This is a genomic window from Candidatus Pantoea gossypiicola, assembly GCF_008632075.1.
Lineage (GTDB): Bacteria > Pseudomonadota > Gammaproteobacteria > Enterobacterales > Enterobacteriaceae > Pantoea > Pantoea gossypiicola.
In genome coordinates this window covers 77,339-100,461 of the sequence record NZ_VWVM01000004.1, presented here as the reverse complement: position 1 = coordinate 100,461, position 23,123 = coordinate 77,339, and the positions used below count along the sequence as shown (strand labels likewise).

The window sequence follows — 23,123 nt, the reverse complement described above, 5'->3', positions numbered from 1 at the left end:
TCCCGCTCCGGGATTTCAGCAGACGCAGTTACGGCATCATCCTGCGCAGGGTGTCATCTTTCAGAAAATAGTGATGGAACAGCGCCGCCAGCGCATGCAGACCAATTAACCAGTATCCGAGCGGGGCCAGCGTTTCGTGCCAGTCAATCAGCATACTGGCCGTGACGGGATCGGGCGATGTCGCCACAGGCATATTGATCCCAAACAGGGCCCACTCTTTTCCACGCAGGTAACGCGAACTTAGCCCGAGAACCGGTAAAACCACAAACAGCACATAAATCAACGTGTGCACCAGATGTGAAAGACCTGTCTGCCAGCGTGCCACGGGCGGTGTAATCGGCGGCGTTACAGAACGGGTACGCAGCCAGAGGCGCGCTATCATCAGGATCAGGACGCAGAAACCTGCGGAAAAGTGGGTGATCATCACCGCATTTCGCTGCCAGGTTCCCTTCTCTGCCATCCAGCGCAGTTCGATGGTGGCGTAGGCGACGATAATCAGTAAGACCGTCAGCCAGTGGAAAAGAATTTGCGAACCCCGGTATTTATTCAGCATAGATAAACTTCCGTCACGAGTTTTTTTGCGTCACTATACCCGTTAATTATTAGATGTGTATTAGGCGTTTACTAGCGCGTTATGACAGGCAACACGGCTTAATTATACAGGCTGATAAGAACCAATCTGCCTCAAACGCAACGCAGGATCAGCTACGTGCCACAGAGATAGCCTGTGGTTAAGGGTGCCTGCCGCTGACATATTGCCTGCGGCGCTCAGCATTCGCTTCCTCTTGTCCTGCAGACCCACTGCTCATTTTCATGCGTAAGAATATCCAGTTAATCCCTAAGCCTAATCAGGCTTTTTAGTTCATTACGCCTTTAGCATTCAGCGCTGCGGGTATAAGAAGTTTATGATTTAACACAGCGATAAATCTTAAACTTAACCTAATGTTCATCCTGTAAAATCGCGAAAGCATGCAGCTGACGCGCTGCGTGCCGCCATAAATACACTCCGCACTGGAACGATTAGCCCGCCCTGCGCGAATGTTTCTTTAAGTCAAATCCGCGCCCTGCCGCCATGACCCGCTTGCGCCTCGCTTAACTTTAGTGCCAGCGTAAATAAGAGTAAAAATAACGCGCGTTACCGTAACCTTAGAACTCTACATTTCTCATGCAAAAACAGTAACTTCTCCTCTCATTAGAGTTCGCCTATGCTGGCTGCTCACGACATTTTGCGTCAGAGGGATTTGCTATGTTTAACGTACCCGCAACCTACAGTGCAGAGGCTGTTGAGTGCCTTTACGAAGTTATCGACATACTCAACCTGAACGGCGCACGATGCCACGTTATCTTTGATAGTCAGGCCTCCCGCGCCGCAGTGATCGAGGCAGATACCACAGAGCAACTCGGCGAAATGCGCCACCCTGTGCTGGCTGTGCTTGAGATGGAGCGAGTCACCAGCATTAATACCTTATTGCGTATTAAATCATTCTGGACCGATTCAGACGGCGCTCACCCTGAAATAGCGTCAGGCAGCCTGGCGAATGCACTATATAAAGCGCTGACGATGAAGAAACATATTACGCTGGTAGGATTGTAAGGCAGGCTAAAGTCCGTGCGGTGCGGGCTTTTTACAGTGGTCAGTGACAGGCCTGACAGCACGCATCCCTACACAACACCTGAATGTTGCTGCACCTTTTACACTCGCGCTGTGTGCTGAGGACGATCTCACTTATCAATGCTCAGCATCAGGATATAGCCAGGTGCAGATGTTCAGCTCATCACGATATGATCAACGCTGAGGAGGCGGTTAGTTTGTTCTCAAGAATGTTAATGATGAGTTCGCGTGGAAAAATCGTTTCTGTTGCGCTTCTAAGTTCTTCCAGCGTCCACCAATGATGACCGCGAATAACGTCCTTTTCGTTGCGACTCCAGCCTGAGTGGTCAGGTTCTCTCTTATCGGCATCAATAATAAAGTATCGTTCTTCAGCCAGTACGGTCTCCCCATCTGGCAGCATCATTGTGAAACTCCGGGACGCTATCTGCGATCCGGCTGTGGCTCTTGTCAGGCCGGTTTCTTCAAATAATTCGCGCAAAGCCGCCTGTTCATAGGATTCATTGTGCTCAAGACCTCCACCTGGCGTTGCCCAATATGATTTTCCCTTTAGCGCATCATTTTTATGACAGAACTTAAACAGCAGCACGTGGTTTTGAGGCGATAGAATAATGAGTCGGGATGACGGCCGAATGCGCACAATTCCCCCTTAGTTAAAGGTTAAAACCGGTTTACGCTATTCAGATAAACATAATTCAAGCCTGGTTTCCTCCTGAGAACTTTTTTCGCTGTTATGACCTTATCGGATGCCTGCTTTCTGCTCGTGGCGGATAGCAGGTACCTTTTAAAAAAAGTGATTAAAAGATCATTACCTGAACATGCAGAATAAAAACTTGATCTGCCCTGCTCTTCAATTCCAGCATACCCGATTTATACAGTACTGACTGAACCTGAAAAATCAGTACCTCGCCCGACTACTGCTCAGGTGCAGAAAAGCCCCGGGTGGCGGCAACGCTTCCGGGTCTTCAGGCACATTGTTCAGCATCCGCAAAAATGACGCAGCCCAGTAATGGCTATTGTGCATATGCAGGCCTTTCATCAAACGGGCATGCAGACACCGCCGTTCGTGTAACGGCATCTGCAGGGCGCGATGGACCGCACTGGCCATTGCATCAGGATCATAAGGATTGACGATGATGGCACCCTCCATCTGCCCGGCGGCACCGGCAAACTGGGAGAGGATAAGCACCCCAGGATTTTTAGAGTCCTGCAGCGCGACGTACATTTTGGCCATCAGGCTCATGCCCGCCATCAGCGGCGTGACCAGCGCAACGCGTGAGGCACGATAGATACCGGCCTGCTCCTCCCGGCTGTAAGCGTGAGTCAGATAGTTCATCGGATACCAGTTCATGGTGCCATGCACACCATTAAGTTCTCCACATAGCGCTTCCAGAGTGTGACTGAGTTGTGACGCATCATGTGCATGTCCGGCTGCCGGCGGCGCAAGCTGCAACAGCGTGATATTTTTCTGGTAGCAATCATGCCTCCGCAGTAACACTTCCATCGTGCTGATTCGATAAGGCAGTCCTGAACTCTCATCAAGATGGCCGCCGCTCAGTACGCTATTTTCGGGCAGACTTTCTCGGCACTGCATTTCCATAAAGGCGCAACTGTTACTCTCGCGCAGAGACTCAACATCGTCGAGATCGATCCCGACCGGGAACACACCAACTTTGATAATCCGGCCATGAATACGGAAGCAGTGCGCTTCCAGCTGCTCCAGCCGGAATTCACTCTCCAGCCAGACCAGGAAATTATTCATATCCTGCACGGTCTGAAAGCCAATCAGGTCACAACACAGCAGCGAGTCAGTGAACCAGCGCCACTCAGGTATGGTTTCAAACATTCTGCCTGCCGGGAAAGGCTGATGCAGAAAGATACCGACTGAATTGGGCAAGCCCTCTTTGCGGATGTAGCTGGCACAGCCCAGCAGGTGATAATCCTGAATCCAGATAACATCGTCTGGTGTGGAATTTTCGCAAATGGCCCGCGCATAGGCTTTATTAATGTTTTTATATTCCTGAAATCCATTGCTGGAAAAACGGGCCATGTCAGGACGCTGGTGGAAAACAGGCCAGAGACCTTTATGAATATAATTGTGATATCCCTCATTAAGCTCGCCCGGCGTGTAAGGGAAGGTCACGGTTTCATACTGATCGTGCTGCTGCACATCGCAGGGTCTTGACGCATCCTGAGAGATTACTGTGCTTTCACCATTCCAGCTAATCCAGAGGCCGCCCTGCCGGGAGAGTATCCCGTCATAGACTGCAGTAAGCGTCGAGCGTTGCGATTGATTATGTGAAACAAGAATAAGGCCTGACATGGTGTGTTCCCTGAGTGAAGGCTGTGGACAGGCAGTCGAGCCTGGCAGCCTGCGGCTATTAAGCTGAGGTCGGAGGATAAACGGGAGAAAACCGCTCATGAGTGCGCGCCCTGCCGGCTTAATGGCTGCTGGCGCTTCTGGCGCAAATCGGGTCATTAATTCCATCATGCGAAGCCGTCACCCAGATGCCGGGCAGTGAGGGACATGCGATAAAGCCGTTGCGTTCAAAAAAATCCGGCACGGGTTCACCCATTGCAACAATATGGCGGCAGCCTCTGGTGCCAGGATGAGAAAGACAGCAGTGCAGCAGCCATGATCCAAGCCCGACAAAGCGATACTCGGGAGATATAAACAGATTCCGGATCACCCAGGTTTCAGCCATGTCAGTGACGACCCGGGCAAAACCGATTTGTCGGCCATTTCGATAAAGTCCGAAGCACAGGCTGTTGTTGAGCGCCAGAATCAGCGCGCGGCTGTCGGGTATCGTTGCGCCCAGCCATTGAGCAATCAGACGATAGTTCAGCAGCGACGGATCGGTACTGGCCTCAATGGCATCCCGGAACCACTTGCGGGACCAAATAAGGCGAAGGCGCTGCTGCCGAGCAAGATCGGCCAATGCCACCTCGCGGCAAACTGATATAGACCAGGGCTTATTAAGGCATTTCATTTACGGCTTTCCTGAAGAGAGGCGCACGCGCCCGGTGCCGTCAATTAAACCGGGTGGCCCGTAAAAATGGCGTAAAAAGAGGCTGAGGAAGTGTAAAAACGCTGCAAATCATCTGGCGATAGGGCATTAGCGGGCAAGTACGGCGCGAAAGTCTGCGCTGGATGGTGGCGAGCTAACCGGGCACTGGCCTGCATCTGCCTCTCTTAACAAAAATTTCTGTTCAGTGAGGCCCGATGAAACTGGCAGATACAAAGGGCGCTAAAGGCTTTCAGGCAATGACGACTGACGGAAACGCGTCGGGGATGATAACTTTACTTAACAGTGATGCTTAGTTCTCTGAGCGGTCCTGAATGTTCTCCCGAAGAAAAGCCCTCTCATAGAGGGCTTTAATGAGTGTGAACGCAATACATGACGCTTACAGACGAAAGGCATTCACTGCTTCACGTAACGAATGTGCCTGGGCTGAAAGTGACTGTGATGCCGAAGAAGATTCTTCGACCAGTGCAGCATTATTCTGCGTGACGCCATCCATCTCATTGACTGCAATACTGACCTGAGAAATGCCCTGCATCTGCTCTGCTGAGGCAAGTGAGATGTTGTCCATCGCGTCGGCCAGTTTTCCAACCATAGCATTGATATCAAGGATGCTCTTGCCTGTTCCGGTTGCGACAACAACACCACTTTCGACCTGTGCTACCGCTTCTTCAATCAGATGTTTGATGTCTCTGGCAGCCGTAGCGCTGCGCTGAGCAAGCGTCCTGACTTCACCGGCAACGACGGCAAAACCCCGCCCCTGTTCGCCGGCACGAGCAGCTTCAACCGCAGCGTTAAGCGCAAGAATATTGGTCTGAAAGGCTATCCCTTCGATAACGGCGGTAATATCGCGGACTTTCACTGCGCTTTTGGAAATATCATTCATCGTCTCTGACATCCGCTGCATATCCTGCTCACCTGACCGCGCCAGGGCCGCAGTTTCGCGGGCAGAGTCAGCAGTCTGCTGCGCCCCCGCTGCATTGCTTTTTACCGTGACGGTGAGCTGTTCGATACTGGCAGCAGTTTCCTGTAACGCGGCAGCCTGCTGCTCTGTACGGGAGGAAAGCTCTGTATTGCCCTGGGAAATTTCTTCAGCAGCCATCGCTACCGAAGCGGAGGAGTCTTTGATATGGGAGACCAGGTTGCGCAGATTATTTTGCATGCTATCCAGGGACGCCATCATGCTTGCGGTATCCCCCTGACGAAGTGTCACCGTCGTTGTCAGATCTCCTGCCGCAATGGCGGCAGCCAGACCCTGAGCATGAGAAGGTTCGCCACCCAGCTGAACCTTGAGCCAGCGGGTAATCAGGCCACTCATCACAAATCCCAACATTACAAACAGAGTTGTCAGAACAGCCAGCGTTACATAAACACCCGAGAGCGCCTGCGTTGACGTTTCCACCGTTTTACCTGTAACCCGCGCCTGATAATTTACCATGCCGTCCACTGCGATACGATATTGAGTAAGCGCAGGAATCAGTTCGCTCCGGAGCTTATCCTGTAACGCAATAGCATCTTGCGTAAACAGATTCTGCTCTGCCTGACGAAGCGGACCTGTTGCTACTTCAATTTTATTGAGTTGCGTGGAAGCCTCTTCAACTTCAGCAAGATTAATTCCGGGAATGCTTTTAGCGCCGTTGATTAGCCCCCGGAAATGCGCAGTGGTATTGTCATTCGCGGTCTGTAATGCAAAAAACTGTGTTTTAAGTTTTTCCTCTGTCTGTGGCTGCGTGCCAGCAGCCGCAGTGACTAAAAGAAGCGCCTGCTGAGTCAGGTTGTCTTTTAACGTCTGAAGCACCTGAAGATCGCCAAGGCGCGCGCGGGTCAATGCCTGCTGTTCGCTGGCGGTATTAAGTTTAAACCCGGCAAAGCCTGTTACGAAAACGCCCGCTAAGATGACAGTGAGAAATGCTGCGGTGAGCATAACGCTTAATTTTGTTTTTTTATTGCTCATCGCTGAGCGCTCCGACGTCTGATTTATTAAGTTATTACCGACGTTCCACACCTGTGGCTCGCTGGTCCCTTCCCTCTTTATCGGCAGCAAGCAAGGAAATTGCAGTCAGGAAGCATGCGAGGCGCAATAATTTCTGGGGAGGGGACTATCAATAGATGAGGGATGCCATAAGAGAGTGAGTTTTAGTATGACTGAGCGCCAGAGACGTGAAAGATCTTCCACCTCTTTTTGCGAGGTAAAGTATGCAGTTTTACCCAAAAGGTGTGTGTAAAGTGTGAGGATAGCACTCTGGCGCATTATGCCTTTGATTCTGTTACTTGCTTATTTATCTGGCCCTGAACTGGCAACTTCTGAAAAAGTTACACCCTGAAGTCTCTCAAAGGAGTCAGAAATTAATCACATGCGACCTGTCACCGCTGAAATAACGCACTACATTATCAAACGCCGTTCTGAAATAGAGCGCATAGCTGTCCTTTTCAACATATCCCAGGTGCGGCGTACAAAGCACGTTCGGCATCTGCAGGTATGGATGCCGGCTGTTGTAGATCGGTTCATCTTCGTAAACATCCAGCGCCGCAAATCCAGGTCGTCCCTGTTTCAGGGCATTCTGCAACGCGCCGTCATAAACCAGCTCAGCACGGCTGGTATTCACGAATAACGCATCCGTTTTCATCAGCGCGAGATCGTTTGCCGTGATGTTGCCTTGTGTCGCAGCCACCAGCCGCTGATGCACGGTTATTACATCGCTCGTAGCGAAAAATTGCTCGCGGCTTTCGGGCACCGTCCATCCATCAGCACGCGCCTCTTCCTGGGCTCGCAGACTTCCCCATACCTGCACCTGCATACCAAAAACGGCAGCATAGGACGCAAGACGCTTACCAATTTTTCCATATCCCAGTATGCCGATGACCTGATTGTGAACCGCCGAGCCGATTTCTGTTTGCCAGTGCCCTTCGGCCATTGCTTTCACCGACGAGACAAATTTTCGGCGGGATGCCATGATCAACAGCCAGGTTAACTCCGCAGGAGCAACCGGAGAACCACTCCCTTCCACAAGAGCAACACCTGCCCGTGTACAGGCATCAATGTCGACATTTCTCGCCAGCTTACCCGTCTGACTGATCAATTTAAGATTTGGCGTGCGTCGCAAAAAGGCTTCGTCAATGACAGTCCTTTCGCGGATAAGTATTAATGCTTCAGCCGATGACAGCTGTTCATCTGCCATCGGATCCCTGCTGAGATCGCCCATTGCAGCGCAGTGAAAGTTGTTATCACTATGGAGAAAATCCAGTTTTTGAGTGGCAAACTGATAATCATCTGGAATAACGATATGAATGGTCATTAAGAAACCTCATTATTTAACAGTTGTGCACACATTTAAACTTCATTAATTGAAACGTTTATTAATTTTACGACTTTGGAACTCATTACCTTTGCTAATATTCATTGTCAGCCTGTGTCGTTATTTACCTGATTTAAGATCAAAACGATGATGGGTAACTTTTCCTGCTAAAACCTTATTGATCTGCTATAAGCTAAGCGACCATTTTGAATGGGGGACGATACCCGTATCGATGTCATGCTATTACGATGTAATGAAAAGTAATCCGACGCCGATAACGATAGTGAGTAAGTAGTCTTACTCGTCAGCATACTATATGAACACACAGTAAATATAATAAAAGATTGCCGAAGTAAACAGTAAGAAAGCGTTCAGATAAGCCGTCTATAAAACTGGTTATCATAATGATTATGCTGAAAAAAAGATTAAACCAGTAGGCGACTGTCGACAGAGTTCGCTGAGCTTATAAAGCCTGAATTGCAGAGACATTTTTGTTAACAGGCTGAAAATCATGTATTGACGGGAATGAAATGAAACCAGGTGTGGAAAATGATGAAACGCGCGAACTTTTGCGGCAGCGCATTAAGCTGGGCGAGTTTCACCCGTTTTTTCAGCCTATAGTTTCTCTGGAGGATTTGCGCGTGATGGGGTTTGAGATGCTCGCGCGGCACATATCTCCGGAGGGGATCGTTACGCCTCCTTCTGACTTCATTCCTGCTATGGAGCGAAGTGGTCTGCTCGACGAATTAATGCTCAGTCTTATGGTGCAGGGTTTCAAAATTGCTGCCACATGGCCTGAACAGCAGTTTTTATCGATGAATGTTTCTCCTTCGCAGCTTGATGGCAGGTATCTCACTGAAACGATAAGACATACAGCCAGGGAATTTCAGTTCGATCTTGCAAGGTTGAAGATTGAGATCACTGAAACAGCCCTGTTAAATGATATCAATACCGCCCGGACAGAGATTGAAGCCCTGTCAGGTATGGGCTGTACAATCGCAATGGATGATTTTGGAACAGGCTATTCCAGCCTCGCCTGGCTGATTCAGTTACCGGTTAACACGCTTAAAATTGACAGCAGTTTTATTCGCTCCATGCTGCACAAAAAGGACAGTCGCAAAATCATTTCCAGCGTCGTCGGTCTGGGCCGGAGTCTTGATATGGATGTGATCGCGGAGGGCGTTGAAACCGAAGAACAGGCTGAAATGCTACGGGGGATAGGTTGCCTCTATGCGCAGGGCTATTTGTTCGGGAAGCCTGTTTCAGGAGCGGAAAGCTGCCGGATGCTCAATGCGATACCGCATAAGGGATCTCTGCGACGGGTTGCGCGTCTTTCCCTCGATCAGCGAGCACATCAGATTTCATCCATGTATGCCATTCCCGGCACGTCAATATGTTTTCTTAATCCGGAATTGGTGATCGTGGATGCCAGCGACACGTTTGCCGAACGCGTCGGCTGGGCTCCGCAGGATCTTATCCATAAATATATTTATGAAGTTATTCCGTCACAGGCGGAAAAATTACTCTGGCTGCAGGAATTCAGATTGAAAGGACTCCCTTATCCACCTTACGAGGTTGTGTTACCCGACGGGTCGTCCGATCTGGTCATGGTGACCCGGGTAGAAGATGAGGCCAAAGATTTACTGGGCTTTTGTGTATTTGGTGTGAAGATGAGCGATACGAGGTTGTGTTACCCGACGGGTCGTCCGATCTGGTCATGGTGACCCGGGTAGAAGATGAGGCCAAAGATTTACTGGGCTTTTGTGTATTTGGTGTGAAGATGAGCGATCGCAAATGCCATTAAGCTGAGCATTTTTTCAGGATGATGACAATCAGTAACGCTCAACATTGCCGAATGCGTTGTGTATCTGCACCTGCGCTTCATGTGCCTTCAGGATTTATCTCTTTAATAAGCGTCTCGCCCTGATTATGGATGTTCCCGACATTGGCTGAAACAGGATGCCAGGTGAAATCCTTTTCGGGTAATGCGGCTTCATGGGCAATGTCCTGCGCCCGCTGGGATGAGGTTTCAACACTGAGCCATTCGCATACCGCGTCCGCCCGTAAAACCAGTGGACGGCGGTCATGGATATCAACCATCCCTTTGTTGCTCGCCGCAGTGACGATAACAAATCCCTCATGTCCATGGTCTTTACCGTAAGGTGCCCTGCCGATAGCGGCGAAAAACAGCGGTTGATTCGCTTTATGGTGAATAAAATAGGGCTGTTTCCTGTCACCCTCACGCTTCCACTCGTACCAGCCATCGGCGGGAACAATGGCACGTCCCTGCTCCCATAGCGGCTTAAACATACGGCCGGTTGGAGCTGTTTCACTCCGGGCATTGATTAGCGGCTGCTTATTCCACCACTCAGGACCGTAACCCCAGTAAACCGGGTCCAGGTGAAATTCATCATCCCGCTCATTGAGCAGCAGCACGTTGGTGCCTGGCGCAACGTTGAAACGCCCTATCGGCTCCGGATCATAAATGATTTCATCGGGCTTCAGTCCCAGAGAGTCAAAGTAATCGTCTCGGCTACTGTACTGCGCAAACCGTCCACACATAGGCACCTCCTGGCTTAAGGATAGACCTGTGTTGATTAAGTCATGATCAAAATATCAACTTTCTGGCTGAAGATATCGCCCCAGCTGTCGAGAATGTAGTAAAGGATACGAAGAGAACCGAATAAAAAGGGCTACGACGTGTTTACCTTTGTTGCTGACAAGCCAGTCAGGTTACACAAACTTGCCTCTCTGCCCCGGAAGCAATTATCGATTGCGATCCTGTCGTAAGAAGAACGACGTTGAATCGATGTTACTGAGAAACTGCAATGTACAGCCCGTCATTAAGGAGTGGTGTGATTTCGGTTATTAGTCACAGCGCGATATTTAATCATCAGGAAAATAGCTAATGAGCCTCGTTTATATACCAGCTCTCATTCCACTCTTGTTGAACAAAGAGAATGAGAAAGGAAGCCCGCTTACAGAGGAGGAAGTCAGCCGTATCAGGGATAGTGCCACCTGTATCGAAGTGGCGCGCGATATTGCTTTTACAATGGCGGAATGCCGCGGATACTTTGATATCAACCCTGATAAATGCTGGGATGAATGGAGAGCATACCGGAGTAAACGACTACGTCAGAGTGGTCACAGCTAAATCACATTCACCACCGGCATTCGCTTTTCCGGGGTTAATGCCTGAAGCAGAGCTGACTTAAGGCGTATTGATCGCATCGTCGCAATGGCCGGTTTCTGCTGATTATCAGACTCTGAGCGAAACGTGGACATGCGGATAGCGGCAGGCCATGCGGGAGCCGGGAACGTCGATGTATAGCCATGCTAAGTGAAAGGAGGTAGAGTAATATTTTTATAATGTAGGTGTTGGTATGAATCGTAGCAAGGAAATTCTTGAGGCAGCAGAATACTGCATGCGACAGAAAGGCTTTTATCAGACTTCGATTCAGAATATAGCCCGACAGGCAAATGTCAGCGTCGGTCTCATTTATAAATATTATAAAAATAAAGAAGCGATTATCGAAGCACTGATTAAAAACGTGGTGCAACGGATGATTGATTCACTCAAAGATGCTCTCGACAATCTTACTCATGCAGGTAAAGTCGCCCATTCTGCGCACGGCGTTGTGTCAGTCGACGTTGAAAAAAGCATTGTATTGCTTATTGATATATCTGCAGAAGCCACACGTAATGAGCGGATCCGTCAGATTATTTACGATGCCTGGCAGACTTTGAAAGAGAACTTTATTATTCAGGAGCAGGCGCTTAATCCGTCGCTGGATGCTGAGATTATCCAGACACGCCTGTATATTATGTCACTGATCATAGACGGGATGACTATTCGCCGCTATATGAAACAGCGTGAAATCGATGGCAGCGTGATGTCATTCCTGGATGTCATCAGTCATGACATTAATCAGAACGGTGTCGCCTGACTCAGGAGAAAAGATAGCCGGCGAGCAGGGTGTTAATCCGCGCTAACTCCTGCTGATTAAGGTGTTTATCGCCAAACGTACGACAGGCCACACCATCCACCAGCATCAGCAAAAACTGAATACGGTCACTACGCTCTTCAGGGGTCGCTGCTGGCATTTGCCGCTTAAAAATTGCTTCCAGCTCCGTAAAAAGCAATTGTTCTTCATGTACAAGCAACGCGCGAACTGATTTGTTACGAGATGCCTCTGAATACATTTCCAGCAGTAAACAACGTTCTCTGAAAGACCAGTCCCGCCAGAAGTCAGATTCCGTATCGATGATATTTGAGATGGTGGTTTCTAACTGGAGGTTTTTGAGTAAAAACATTCGCCAGCTTTCTGCGATACTTTTTATCGTCTCACTGACAATGACTTCTTTGCTACTGTAATAGCGATAAATCTGCCCGGCACCCAGACCTGACTCATGGCTTATATCAGCCATGCTGGCACCATGAAAACCAGAACGACTGAAACAGTTTTTCGCTGCCGAAATTATCTGCTGCTGACGCTGCTGCAGGAAAACCTCACTGTCTGACCTGCTCAAATCACCTCCTGTTAACTGACGTCACACTAGCCCTGATATTCATTCTTCAATGATAACCGAGGCAGGAGTGCGAGAACATATCAGCCGGAAATTCAGGCATGAAATATTATCATTTCACCCTCTCATCTCCTGAAATTTACGCTGAGACTACGTCTTAACCAGGGTGCGCATTTCCGCCTGAATGCGCACCCTGTCTTTACATTTTCAGTTGCGATTCCTGCAACGCCGTACCGCCGCCCATCACCTTGTAAAACGTATTCAGATTCTGATAGTACGCCTGCTCAGCGCTGACCAGACTGGTTCTGGCGGTATAAAGCGTACGCTGAGCGGTTAACGCATTCAGATACGTGTCCACTCCGTTCTGATAACGCAGATCGGCCAGATGATAATAAGTCTGTGAAGCAGCAACATTGTTGCGCTGGCTGTTTAGCTGATCTGTAATGGTGCCCTTACGAGCCAGAGCATCTGCGACTTCCTGAAAAGCGGTTTGCACCGCCTTTTCATACGCTGCCACATAATACTCTTTCTGCGCTTTGGTGTAGTTCAGGTAAGAAACGTTATAGCCACCTTTAAAGATCGGCAGCGAGATGCTAGGCGCAAAAGACCAGATGCCTGGCCCGTTATTAAACAGTGATGAGAGATCGGAACTGCCGACGCCACCGCTCGCCGTCAATGAGATGCTCGGGAAGAAATTTGCACGCGCCGCACCGATATTGGCATTTGCTGCCTTCAGATTATGCTCAGCCTGCAAGACATCAGGACGATTAATCAGGGCTTCGGATGAAACACCCGCTGGCACGTCACGCAATGCCTGACCAACAGATTCGATATTTTGCGGCAGCAGATTATCAGGCACGCTTTTACCCACAACCAGGTCCAGGGCATTCTTATCCTGCGCCACGCTGGTGGTATAGCTGGCCACATCCGACTGTGCAGACTGATATGTGGTTTCTGCTGAAGCAACATCCACCATTGAAGCCACGCCATTTTGCAGACGTTTACGTGTCACCTCCAGTGACTGCCGCGTACTCTCTGCTGTCTCTTTCGCAATCTCAAGATTGCTGCGATCGGCCGCCAGCTGTAACCAGTAATCTACCGTGTTATAAAGTAAGGTCAGGCGCGTACTTCGCGCCCCTTCCAGTGTGCCAAGATAGGTTTCATACTCCTGGCGAGACAGGCTTTGATTTTTGCCAAACAGATCCAGTTCAAATGAACTGACACTCCCTTCAGCAGAGTAACTGTTGCCCAGCGCAGTCTGATTACCCTCTCCTGTCAGCGTACGAGAGCGGGTTCCACTCACATCAGCGCTGAGCGTGGGAAAGAGATTAGATCGCTGCTCACCATATTGTGCATGCGCAGACTTCACATTTGCCACGGCTTCCCGCAGGTCGCGGCTATTGTCCAGAGCCATTGCGACAACCTGACGAAGCCGGGGATCCTGCACATAATCCTGCCAGCCCACATCACGATAATTAATCGCGTTCTGTTGCAGGTTGCGGTAAGCCTCCCCGCTCGGTGTTGCGGCAACGACGGCATTATCAGGGCGTGCATAATGCGGATCGAGCGAAACACATCCCGTAAGGAAGCAGGGAAAAAATACCGCTAAACATTTTGCAGACATTGTCATTATTCCTTAACCCTTACTGCGGATTCTGAAGACTGTGTTTCCTCATGCGGTTTGGCCGGAAACAGACGGCGGACCAGAACAAAGAACAGCGGGACAAAGAAGATGGCCAGCAGCGTCGCGGTTAAGGTCCCGCCAATAATACCGGTACCAATGGCGATACGACTGTTCGCGCCCGCGCCTGTCGAGATAGCCAGCGGCAGTACCCCTGCAGTAAAGGCCAGTGAGGTCATAATGATCGGACGCAAACGCATCGTTGCTGCATGCGTCGCGGCCCTGACCAGATTCTCTCCTTTGCGATATTGCTCTTCAGCAAATTCCACGATAAGAATGGCGTTCTTCGCCGAGAGTCCGATGATAGTGAGCAACGCGACCTGGAAATAAACGTCGTTTTCCAGTCCGCGCAGCGTTGTCGCCAGAAGCGAACCAATGACGCCTAATGGCACCACCATCATGACCGAAAAGGGCACAGACCAGCTCTCATACAGAGCAGCAAGGCACAGGAACACCACAATCAGTGAGATGCCATAGAGCGACATTGCCTGATTGCCAGAGAGTTTTTCCTGATACGAGAGGCCACTCCATGCAAAGGTGTTTCCTGCGGGTAACTTCGCCACCAGCTTTTCCATCGCGGTGATAGCATCCCCCGAACTTTTGCCGGAGGCCGGCGAACCCTGAATTTCGTAAGACGCCAGGCCGTTATAACGTGACAGGACATCCGGGCCATACGCCCACTTCATCGAGGCAAAGGATGAGAACGGCACCATCGTGGTGTTACTGCTGCTGTCCGTGCCGCGCACATACCACTGATCAATATCTTCCGGCTTGCTGCGGAACTGCTGTTCCCCCTGTATGTAGACTTTTTTCACACGACCACGGTCGGTGAAGTCATTAACGTAGCTCCCTCCAATTGCCGCGCTTAAGGTGCTGTTAATATCGCTGATCGTCAGACCCAGCGACTGGGCTTTAGCGTCATCAATGTCGACGTCCAGCTGCGGCAGGCTCGGCAGTGAGTTGGCGCGAACGGCACTGAGGTCGGGATCTTTATTGGCCTCGGCAATCAGCTGATCGCGCATTTTAAGCAGTTCGTTGCGACTGGTCGCCCCACGCGCCTGCAGTTCAAAGGTGAAGCCATTCGACTGACCCAGCCCAGAAACCGGCGGGGGCGTGAGTACAAAAATTTGCGCATCACGAATGCCCGATAGCGCCTTCATCGCACGGCCCGCAATAGCATCAGCACTGTTTTCGCTGCCTTCCCGTTCACTCCAGTTCTTAAGCGCGATAAAGCCAATACCGGCATTCTGACCATTACCCGCAAAACTGAAGCCGTTGACAAGCATGCTGACGTTGACGTTATCCTTCTCCTGGGTGGCAAAGTAGTGCTGAACCTGACGACGCACGTCACTTGTCCGGTTTTCCGTGGCGCCAGGAGCAAGCTGATACTGCACCATGATGTAACCCTGGTCTTCAACAGGCAGGAAGCCCGTAGGCAGGCGCATATACAGCACCGCACAGCCAATCAACAGCACGCCATACAGAAGCAGATAACGAACGGAACTGTTCACAACATAACCAACACCATTCTGATAGCGTGCCTGAACTCTTTCATAGCTGCTATTAAACCAGCCGAAGAAGCCCGTGCTGCCGCTTTCGTGATTATGCGGTTTGAGCAGGGTGGCACAGAGTGCGGGCGTCAGCGTCAGCGCCACAATCACCGACAGCACCATCGATGAAACAATGGTGATTGAAAACTGACGATAGATCACACCCGTCGAACCGCTGAAAAAGGTCATAGGCAGGAACACGGCTGAGAGCACCATCGCGATACCAATCAACGCACCGGTAATCTCTTTCATCGATTTTTCAGTCGCCTGACGCGGGGGTAAGCCCTCCTCACGCATCACACGTTCGACGTTTTCAACCACGACGATCGCGTCATCAACCAGTAAGCCGATGGCCAGCACCATCCCGAACATGGTGAGGGTATTAATCGAGTAGCCAAAAAGGGACAACACACCAAAGGTGCCCAGCAGCACGACCGGGACAGCAATCGCCGGGATGAGCGTAGTACGGATGTTTTGCAGGAAAACAAACATCACGATGACCACTAAGATCACCGCTTCGATGAGCGTTTTCACCACTTCTTCAATGGAGATTTTAACGAAATCGGTGCTGTCGAGCGGATAAGCGATCTCATAACCCGCAGGCATAGTGCTGCGGAACGCATTAATTTTCGCTTTCACCTGCTCGGCGGTTGAGAGTGCATTGGCACCTGACGCCAGCTGCACGGCAATACCGGATGCAGGATGACCGTTCGCCAGAACGTTAGAACTGTAATCTTCATTGCCCATCTCAACACGTGCGACATCACTCAGTCGTACCACTGACCCATCCGCCTGGCTTTTCAGTACGATGTTGCGGAACTGTTCAGGGGTTTGCAGTCGGGATCGTGAACGGACCGTTGCCACCAGCTGTTGCTCTTTGCTCGCGGGTTGTGCCCCTAACTGTCCCGAGGAGACCTGCGTGTTCTGACTCTCAAGTGCCGTTGTGACGTCGGAAGGCATCAGAGAAAAGGAAGTCAGCCTGGCGGGATCGAGCCAGATACGCATCGCATATTCAGCACCGAATACCTGAACGCTACCTACTCCCGGCACACGCGCCAGGCTATCTTCCATATTACTCACCATATAGTCGGCGACATCTGATGAGCTGCTTTTATTAGTTTTATCGTAAAGCGCCATGATCAGCAGAAAGTCACTCTGCGCTTTCTGTACGGTCACACCCTGTGACGTGACTGCGGTCGGCAGGCGGCTCTCGGCCTGCTGAACCTTATTCTGCACCTGAACCTGCGCAATATCCGGGTCGGTTCCCTGCTGGAAGGTGACGTTGATTTTGACCTGGCCGGTGGAAGCAGTGCTGGTGGCATCGAAATAGAGCAACCCATCCAGCCCGGTAAGCTGCTGTTCTATGACCTGAGTCACGCTGCTCTCCAGCGTTTCAGCAGAGGCACCGGTATAGGTTGCCTGAATACTGATTTGCGGCGGTGCCACATCCGGATATTGCGCCACCGGCAGGCTGTTAATGCTCAGGATGCCGAACATCATGATGCACAGGGCGATTACCCAGGCGAAAACCGGACGACGAATAAAGAACTGAGCCAGCATATCATTTGCCCTCGCTGGTTGCGGCTTTAGCGCCTGGCTTCACTTCAACAGCTTTGACGCGCATGCCCGGCTGAACTTTAGCGGTGCCTTCCACAATCAGCTTGTCACCCCGGTTCAGTCCTGAGGTAATCAGCCATTTGTTGCCAATCACACGGTCGGCTACAACGTCCCGGCTTTCAACTTTGCTATCGTTATCAACCACCAGCGCAGTGGCGTTGCCTTTCGCATCCCGGGTAATTCCCTGCTGCGGTGCCAGAATTGCATCGCTTTGTACGCCATTGGTGACGCTGGCGCGAACGTACATGCCAGGCAGTAGTTCATGCTGCGGATTCGGGAAGATCGCGCGCAGCGTTACTGTACCCGTGGCTTCATCCACTGAGACTTCGGTCAGCTCCAGCTTTCCGGGATGCTCATAGGCAGTACCATCTTCCAGATTCACCGTCACGGGAACGGCATCGGCACTCTGCTGCAGCGACGCCTGCTGGCGCTTCAGTTTCAGCAGTTGCACACTGGATTGGGTGAGATCGACGTAGATGGGATCGAGCGCGCGTATCGTTGCCAGTGCAGAAGTCTGGCTGGCGGTGACCAGTGCACCAGGCGTCACCGATGAGATGCCAATACGACCACTGATCGGCGCTTTAATTTGGGTGTAGTTCAGATTGATACGTGCACTTTCCACGGCAGCGCGATACTGGTCAACAGAAGCGACGTTCTGCTGATACGTTGCCTGGGCATCATCCGCATCCTGCCGTGAAACGCCATTCTCTTTGACCAGCACAGCATAGCGTTCAGCTTTTAATTTACTGCTTTTCACCAGCGCCTGAGCATTTTTCAGCTGTGCCAGGGCCTGATCGTAACTGGCCTGATAGCTGGCGGGGTCGATCTGGTAAAGAATCTGCCCGGCTTTGACTTCATCACCCTCTGCAAACAGGCGTTTCTGGATGATGCCATCCACCTGGGGCCTGACATCTGACGTCATACTGCCCGTTACGCGCCCAGCCAGCTGGCTCTCCAGCGTCACAGATTCGGTTTGCAATGTTTTCACACCGACTTCTGCGGTCATGTTTCCATCTGGCTGCTGACTATGTTGATCGCAGGCCGCCACAATCATCACAAGTCCGGCGATGATACTGCGCTGAAATTTTCTCATAAAAGCCCTGTAATGAACGTTCATTCTCAGCATGCAGTTTAATTAATCAGCACCAAAATGTATGTCAGCAAAACGAAAAGAAGGATGTCCGAAAATATGTGAATCTGGCTTTTATTAATTGTCAGGTGTCAGGCCAACGCACGGATGACCAGACGTTGAGCGGCATCCTCCACGGACTTAGCGTGTGACGCTGGCTTCGACCAGGCAGGCAGACCCATCATTTATAAAAAGTCGGATGCAGGACCTGATGAGGCCAGTTATGGGCAATTTTTTACAGCACTGATATCCGCTAAAGAATCTTTTCCGTGATGAATAACTTTCTCGGTTTTCAGTTAAGGCGTCCCAGCTGGCAGAGGCGTTAGTGGTTCCTGAGCCGATTCAGGCAGATAAATATTTCATCGCTTTGCAAATTGGCTCGCACGCGTTATGCTATACGAAACATATACGTTTCATATAAGGCTCATATGGGTATCGTAAAAATCTCCGACCTGATGCATGAAAATCTGCGCATCGCCAGCCAGGCGATGAGCCGCTCAATTAATGCACAGGCAGAACACTGGCTTAAACTCGGCATGCTGGCTGAACTTTATCCGCAGCAGACCCAACACCAGCTGGCGCAGATGTTGATTCGGCTTGAACTGGACGGCAGTGCTGATATCCGCAATATGCTTCATAAAGAGAGCCTCATCACACAAGGAGACGTGTCATGAACACCGTAAAGATTCATACCGCCGCAGAGATTGAGATGGCGCGAGCAGCCGGGCAAGCTGCGGCTCAGGTACTGGCGATGATTACACCGCACGTTCGCCCGGGCATTACCACCGAAGAACTGGATGATATCTGTCACGACTTCATTGTGAATGAACTCAAGGTGACGCCCGCGAATATCGGCTATCAAGGCTATACTCGCACGACCTGCACGTCGGTCAATCACGTTGTGTGCCACGGTATACCAGCCAGCAAAAAGCTTAAGGACGGCGATATCGTTAATATCGATGTGGCAGTTATTAAGGATGGCTGGTATGGCGATACCAGCCGGATGTACTTTGTCGGCACGCCATCAGTCCGTGCAAAGCGTCTGGTCGAGATCACCTATCAATCGATGGTGGCGGGAATCAAAACGGTCCGCCCAGGCGCGACGCTGGGCGATGTGGGCGCGGCAATTCAGCGTGTTGCAGAAGCTGCCGGTTTCTCAGTAGTGCGTGAATATTGCGGGCATGGCGTGGGTGAGATTTATCACACCGATCCGCAGGTGCTGCATTACGGCACGCCGGGCGAAGGGATGCCACTGAGGGCGGGTATGATCTTCACCATAGAACCAATGATTAATGCCGGTAAAGCCGGAACCAGCGTGCTGTCTGATGGCTGGACGGTCGTTACCAAAGATCGCTCGCTCTCGGCGCAGTGGGAACATACCGTCGCCGTCACCGAAAAGGGTTTCGATCTGCTGACACCGTGGCCTGAAGGCACGGGCGACTGCCCGGCGATTTGATCACTCAGCCTGAGAACGCGTCTCAGGCTGACTTCTTCATTTGCTCCTGACTGCACTGAGTATGCTCAGCGAGTCTGAATGCCATATCTGCACATTGTTGCGACCTGCGCGCTTCACCTGATAAAGCGCCTCATCAGCACATCTCAGCCACTCATGAATCGATGCGGCATCACGTGCTGCTGCAATCCCGATACTCACCGAGCACTGTAAGGTGGATGACGCTGGCAGCCGCAACAGGGCAATTCCCTGTCTGATCTGTTCTGCCAGCTGCAGGATGCTGGTTTCATCCGCATCCCGTACGATTACACATAACTCATCACCCCCAAAGCGGGCGGGCACATCTTTCAGGCCGACGCTGTCACGCAGCAGTGCTGAAATCTCAGTAAGCAGAAAGTCACCCGCTTCATGCCCATAGTTATCGTTAACCTGTTTAAAGTGGTCGACATCCAGCAGCATTAACCAGGCTTTGCCCTCGCCTCGCTGCGTACGCAAAAACTCACTTTCCAGCCGGCGCTCAAACAGTCGACGATTAGGGATTTTCAGGCCCGGATCCATCAGCGCGATCCGTTCCAGTTCGCGGTTCTTCTGCCGCAGATTCAGCGTCAGATTGTGTGACACCACGCTGAGTGCCAGCAGATACAGGCTGGCCAGCGGCAGTGTCAGCCAGACGGTTCGGGTACTGAACGTCAGCACCAGCGGAGCTTTTTCCGCTGACCAGACCATCACAAAGGCAAACAGAAAGGCCTGCAGCGCAGATTTCAGCTGGACCCAGCCGCCTGCCGAATAGCGATCGGAAATCAGCACTGCCATGATAATAATTGAGGGCAAGGGACTCATGGCCATCACAGCAACCCAGACGCCGCCAAAAGCGGCATCCAGTGTCAGATTCTTACGCTCAAAACCGGTAGAGTCGCGTGACCGTAACGCCATTCTGTATGCGGCATATGGCCAGATAAAGGCATTCGTAAAGAGAAGAGCACAAAGTTCCATGCTTTTTCCCATCTCCATCAGAACGGACAGAATAGGCAGAAAACAGAGAACGGTGCCGAGCTGGCGCATCATGAACATACGTCGCACAAATCGCGTCGAGCGGCGCTTCAGTTGAACATCATCGGGAGTGTAATAATTCATAGGTGAACTGAAGCAGTGACGGATAACGCAGTTTATCGGCATTAAGTTAAATAAGATAAAAGTTTTTACAGAAAGTTCTTATTGCATGTTGGTTAATTAAACAGGCTGTAATGATGTTTATTCGGAGAGAAGCTGTGGCGGAAAATGCCACGCGCCTTGTTGCGCGCGGTAGCAAATTATCTGCGGCCTTTGACAACCGAGGCAGACCAGTTGAAATCGCTGACTTCACTGGCGGTAAGTGACTCAGGTTTCTTTTTGCGCAGCGGTTTTTTCTTCTCCTTTTCGGCCTTCGCTCTCTCCTTCTCCAGCTTACTGGCCATCACCATCTGCCGGGCTTCACTATTGAATTCTTTCTCTTTTTTACCATCCGGCTCTTTACCGGTTCGCTGACGGTACTTTTCAGCCAGCCCTTTATAGGTTTGTTCGACGGCCAGACGTTCATCAGCATTGAACTGATCAATCGAAATCATCTTTTTATCGTTCATAGCGGCGTGTCCTGTGGCAAATTGTCCGCTCAAGTGTACCGCATTCAGCGCCCATTAACGCAGCGAATGGCAGGCTCATGTTCCTGTACGTCCCTGCTATCAGGTAATTTCTCTGAAAGCCGCGCCTTAGCCCTGTTAAAAACAAGGTTATCTCTTAATATAAAACTAATGTTCATCAGGTTTACTGGCAGTGACCACGTACTGCCGAGGAGCTGAAGGAATGATTAAAGAGACCGATCGTCTGTCACAGGCGTTATTACGGCGGCATGGGATTGGCGTGAAGCAGAAACGCATACACTTTCGTGGCAGGGATTTACTGTTTCAGCTGCATAATGCCCGTTATGAAGTTTTCAATGGCAATCGTTGTATCGCGACTGTCGAAACGAATAATATCAATGAAGCGATAAAGCAGTTTAAAGCGCTGGATAACCCTGCGGAGGAATAAGCATGCCAGATTATCGCCTGTTTCAGAAAAACCAGACCGTCAGGGCCGTGAATCATGTAAGCCAGGATCAGCAGGACCGGTTAGCAGCGGCAGGCTATAAGGTAGTATGGGACGTGGTCAATGCCGATAGCGCTAATGCGGCGCTTTTGCGCTATCAGCAGTTGCGTCACGATGAGGGTAACGCTGCGCAGAATTTCGCAACGGATTCGCTGTTCAGCTCTCTTCTGGGTCTGATATCCCGCTAAGTCAGCATGGAGCTGCGGGTTTACGGGTGAAGTTACTGTTAATTCATGCCGTGCTGATTAAAATAGAGAAAATTTCCCGCACACAGGTTTCTGATGAAAATCACTATTCACAAAGAAGATGCGCTGTTTATGCACAACTTCTTTGCTGCACCCTGCGATACCTTTGATACTGACTCACTTCAGGCGCAACATATTCAGCAATCGCTTCAGCTGGCCATTCAGCAGAAAAATGCAGAAGCAGACAGCGACTGGAAGCGCAGCCTGACTTTTCTGCTGCTGTTTCTCTTTTTATATGCTGCGCTGGGTGCCTCGCTGACGCTGGATCTCAGCACCACAGGCGCGGCGCATAAGAGTATTGAGTATGCGCTGGAAGCGATTCCGGTGCTCATCGCCTTCTCCGGCTTCTTCATCTCCATTCTTTATCTCTTCCTGACCCGCGCCAGCGCGCGTAAGCAGCGTAACTGGGAAAAGAGTATTCTGGTGCTTGAGAAGTACGCCATCGGTAACCTGTTTAAAGCCACCCATACTCAGGGCGGTGGTACCAGCAATTACTCTGTACCCAATCTTTATATTTCGCTCGCACTGTTTATCTGTGTGACCTGGCTGGTGATTTATAACTATCTGACGTTTACCACCAGCGGCGTGTTTGGCAGTGTTATCTCGCTTTTCATCAGCACGATGGTTTATGTCATTCTGGATATTCAGCTGCTCAAGCCTTTTATTCATGTGGTTGAAAAAGACGAATCCGAAAAGAGTAACGCGGATAAAGAGCAGGATTAACGACCTTCCCTGACGTTAAAGCAGATACCCGGCCAGTGAGTCGGGTATTTTTTGGCTGCTAAAAGACGCTTTCGCTAAAAAGCTTTTGCTGCACCGAGACGAATGGAACGGCGAATTGACAACATATTGTATGTTGTAACTATAGATAA

The 23,123-nt window shown here is 50.7% G+C and carries 21 protein-coding genes; 8 read left to right on the top strand and 13 right to left on the bottom strand.

The genetic code is table 11. The annotated features are described in order from the left end of the window. Positions 1 to 28 precede the first annotated feature (28 nt). Positions 29 to 553, bottom strand: coding sequence for a cytochrome b561 (gene cybB, locus F3I20_RS06685; protein WP_150011611.1), 525 nt, complete (start codon positions 551 to 553; stop codon positions 29 to 31). A 693-nt stretch (positions 554 to 1,246) separates the two neighbouring features. Between cybB and F3I20_RS06680 the strand changes: the two genes are divergently transcribed. After that, positions 1,247 to 1,594: a hypothetical protein gene (locus tag F3I20_RS06680; RefSeq protein WP_150011613.1), complete on the top strand. Its 348-nt coding sequence runs from the start codon at positions 1,247 to 1,249 to the stop codon at positions 1,592 to 1,594. A 181-nt stretch (positions 1,595 to 1,775) separates the two neighbouring features. Here F3I20_RS06680 and F3I20_RS06675 read toward each other — a convergent pair whose 3' ends face one another. From F3I20_RS06675 to F3I20_RS06655, 5 genes are all read right to left on the bottom strand, one after another. After that, positions 1,776 to 2,249 (bottom strand): NUDIX hydrolase, encoded by a 474-nt coding sequence (locus F3I20_RS06675; RefSeq protein ID WP_150011615.1) that lies wholly within the window; start codon positions 2,247 to 2,249, stop codon positions 1,776 to 1,778. A gap of 258 nt (positions 2,250 to 2,507) precedes the next feature. After that, positions 2,508 to 3,932 (bottom strand): alpha,alpha-trehalose-phosphate synthase (UDP-forming), encoded by a 1,425-nt coding sequence (locus F3I20_RS06670; RefSeq protein WP_150011617.1) that lies wholly within the window; start codon positions 3,930 to 3,932, stop codon positions 2,508 to 2,510. 118 nt (positions 3,933 to 4,050) lie between these two features. Continuing rightward, on the bottom strand, positions 4,051 to 4,599 hold the full coding sequence (locus tag F3I20_RS06665; protein WP_150011619.1) for a GNAT family N-acetyltransferase: 549 nt from the start codon (positions 4,597 to 4,599) through the stop codon (positions 4,051 to 4,053). A gap of 415 nt (positions 4,600 to 5,014) precedes the next feature. After that, positions 5,015 to 6,586, bottom strand: coding sequence for a methyl-accepting chemotaxis protein (locus tag F3I20_RS06660; protein ID WP_150037418.1), 1,572 nt, complete (start codon positions 6,584 to 6,586; stop codon positions 5,015 to 5,017). A 385-nt stretch (positions 6,587 to 6,971) separates the two neighbouring features. Next, on the bottom strand, positions 6,972 to 7,928 hold the full coding sequence (locus F3I20_RS06655; RefSeq protein ID WP_150011623.1) for a D-2-hydroxyacid dehydrogenase family protein: 957 nt from the start codon (positions 7,926 to 7,928) through the stop codon (positions 6,972 to 6,974). 530 nt (positions 7,929 to 8,458) lie between these two features. On the opposite strand from F3I20_RS06655, the gene F3I20_RS06650 reads away from it, so the two are divergent. Next, a complete protein-coding gene (locus F3I20_RS06650) occupies positions 8,459 to 9,652 on the top strand; it encodes an EAL domain-containing protein (protein WP_150019463.1) in 1,194 nt (397 codons plus the stop codon). 157 nt (positions 9,653 to 9,809) lie between these two features. Here the strand turns inward: F3I20_RS06650 and F3I20_RS06645 are convergent, their stop codons facing one another. Beyond that, on the bottom strand, positions 9,810 to 10,490 hold the full coding sequence (locus tag F3I20_RS06645) for an SOS response-associated peptidase family protein (RefSeq protein WP_150011627.1): 681 nt from the start codon (positions 10,488 to 10,490) through the stop codon (positions 9,810 to 9,812). Between the two features lie 821 nt (positions 10,491 to 11,311). On the opposite strand from F3I20_RS06645, the gene F3I20_RS06635 reads away from it, so the two are divergent. Continuing rightward, complete coding sequence (locus F3I20_RS06635) at positions 11,312 to 11,875, top strand: TetR/AcrR family transcriptional regulator (protein ID WP_150037420.1); 564 nt, start codon at positions 11,312 to 11,314, stop codon at positions 11,873 to 11,875. Between the two features lies 1 nt (position 11,876). Here the strand turns inward: F3I20_RS06635 and F3I20_RS06630 are convergent, their stop codons facing one another. The 4 genes from F3I20_RS06630 to F3I20_RS06615 all read right to left on the bottom strand — a co-directional run bounded on the left by F3I20_RS06630 (position 11,877) and on the right by F3I20_RS06615 (position 18,396). Then, a complete protein-coding gene (locus F3I20_RS06630; protein WP_150037421.1) occupies positions 11,877 to 12,458 on the bottom strand; it encodes a TetR/AcrR family transcriptional regulator in 582 nt (193 codons plus the stop codon). A 196-nt stretch (positions 12,459 to 12,654) separates the two neighbouring features. After that, a complete protein-coding gene (locus tag F3I20_RS06625) occupies positions 12,655 to 14,085 on the bottom strand; it encodes an efflux transporter outer membrane subunit (protein ID WP_150037422.1) in 1,431 nt (476 codons plus the stop codon). After that, positions 14,085 to 17,246, bottom strand: coding sequence for an efflux RND transporter permease subunit (locus F3I20_RS06620; RefSeq protein ID WP_150037423.1), 3,162 nt, complete (start codon positions 17,244 to 17,246; stop codon positions 14,085 to 14,087). The genes F3I20_RS06625 and F3I20_RS06620 overlap by 1 nt, the downstream gene beginning before the upstream one ends. Position 17,247: 1 nt before the next feature. Further along, positions 17,248 to 18,396 carry an efflux RND transporter periplasmic adaptor subunit gene (locus F3I20_RS06615; protein ID WP_150037424.1) on the bottom strand — a complete coding sequence of 383 codons (1,149 nt, stop codon included), beginning with the start codon at positions 18,394 to 18,396 and terminating at the stop codon, positions 17,248 to 17,250. 464 nt (positions 18,397 to 18,860) lie between these two features. On the opposite strand from F3I20_RS06615, the gene F3I20_RS06610 reads away from it, so the two are divergent. Together F3I20_RS06610 and map are read left to right on the top strand one after the other, a co-directional pair. Continuing rightward, the gene (locus tag F3I20_RS06610; RefSeq protein WP_150037425.1) at positions 18,861 to 19,106 is read left to right on the top strand and encodes a ParD-like family protein; all 246 of its coding nucleotides are present in this window, start codon (positions 18,861 to 18,863) and stop codon (positions 19,104 to 19,106) included. Beyond that, the gene (gene map, locus F3I20_RS06605; RefSeq protein WP_150011633.1) at positions 19,103 to 19,888 is read left to right on the top strand and encodes a type I methionyl aminopeptidase; all 786 of its coding nucleotides are present in this window, start codon (positions 19,103 to 19,105) and stop codon (positions 19,886 to 19,888) included. The genes F3I20_RS06610 and map overlap by 4 nt, the downstream gene beginning before the upstream one ends. A 36-nt stretch (positions 19,889 to 19,924) precedes the next feature. Here the strand turns inward: map and F3I20_RS06600 are convergent, their stop codons facing one another. Together F3I20_RS06600 and F3I20_RS06595 are read right to left on the bottom strand one after the other, a co-directional pair. Continuing rightward, the gene (locus F3I20_RS06600; protein ID WP_150037426.1) at positions 19,925 to 21,019 is read right to left on the bottom strand and encodes a sensor domain-containing diguanylate cyclase; all 1,095 of its coding nucleotides are present in this window, start codon (positions 21,017 to 21,019) and stop codon (positions 19,925 to 19,927) included. 176 nt (positions 21,020 to 21,195) lie between these two features. Next, complete coding sequence (locus tag F3I20_RS06595; protein ID WP_150019464.1) at positions 21,196 to 21,504, bottom strand: hypothetical protein; 309 nt, start codon at positions 21,502 to 21,504, stop codon at positions 21,196 to 21,198. Positions 21,505 to 21,724: 220 nt separating this feature from the next. Here F3I20_RS06595 and F3I20_RS06590 point away from each other — a divergent pair, with 220 nt between their 5' ends. The 3 genes from F3I20_RS06590 (at position 21,725) to F3I20_RS06580 (ending at position 22,974) form a co-directional block, all read left to right on the top strand. Next, positions 21,725 to 21,949, top strand: coding sequence for a hypothetical protein (locus tag F3I20_RS06590; RefSeq protein WP_150037427.1), 225 nt, complete (start codon positions 21,725 to 21,727; stop codon positions 21,947 to 21,949). A 2-nt stretch (positions 21,950 to 21,951) separates the two neighbouring features. After that, positions 21,952 to 22,194, top strand: coding sequence for a hypothetical protein (locus F3I20_RS06585; protein WP_150037428.1), 243 nt, complete (start codon positions 21,952 to 21,954; stop codon positions 22,192 to 22,194). 93 nt (positions 22,195 to 22,287) lie between these two features. Beyond that, on the top strand, positions 22,288 to 22,974 hold the full coding sequence (locus F3I20_RS06580) for a RipA family octameric membrane protein (protein ID WP_150037429.1): 687 nt from the start codon (positions 22,288 to 22,290) through the stop codon (positions 22,972 to 22,974). The last annotated feature ends 149 nt before the right edge of the window (positions 22,975 to 23,123 follow it).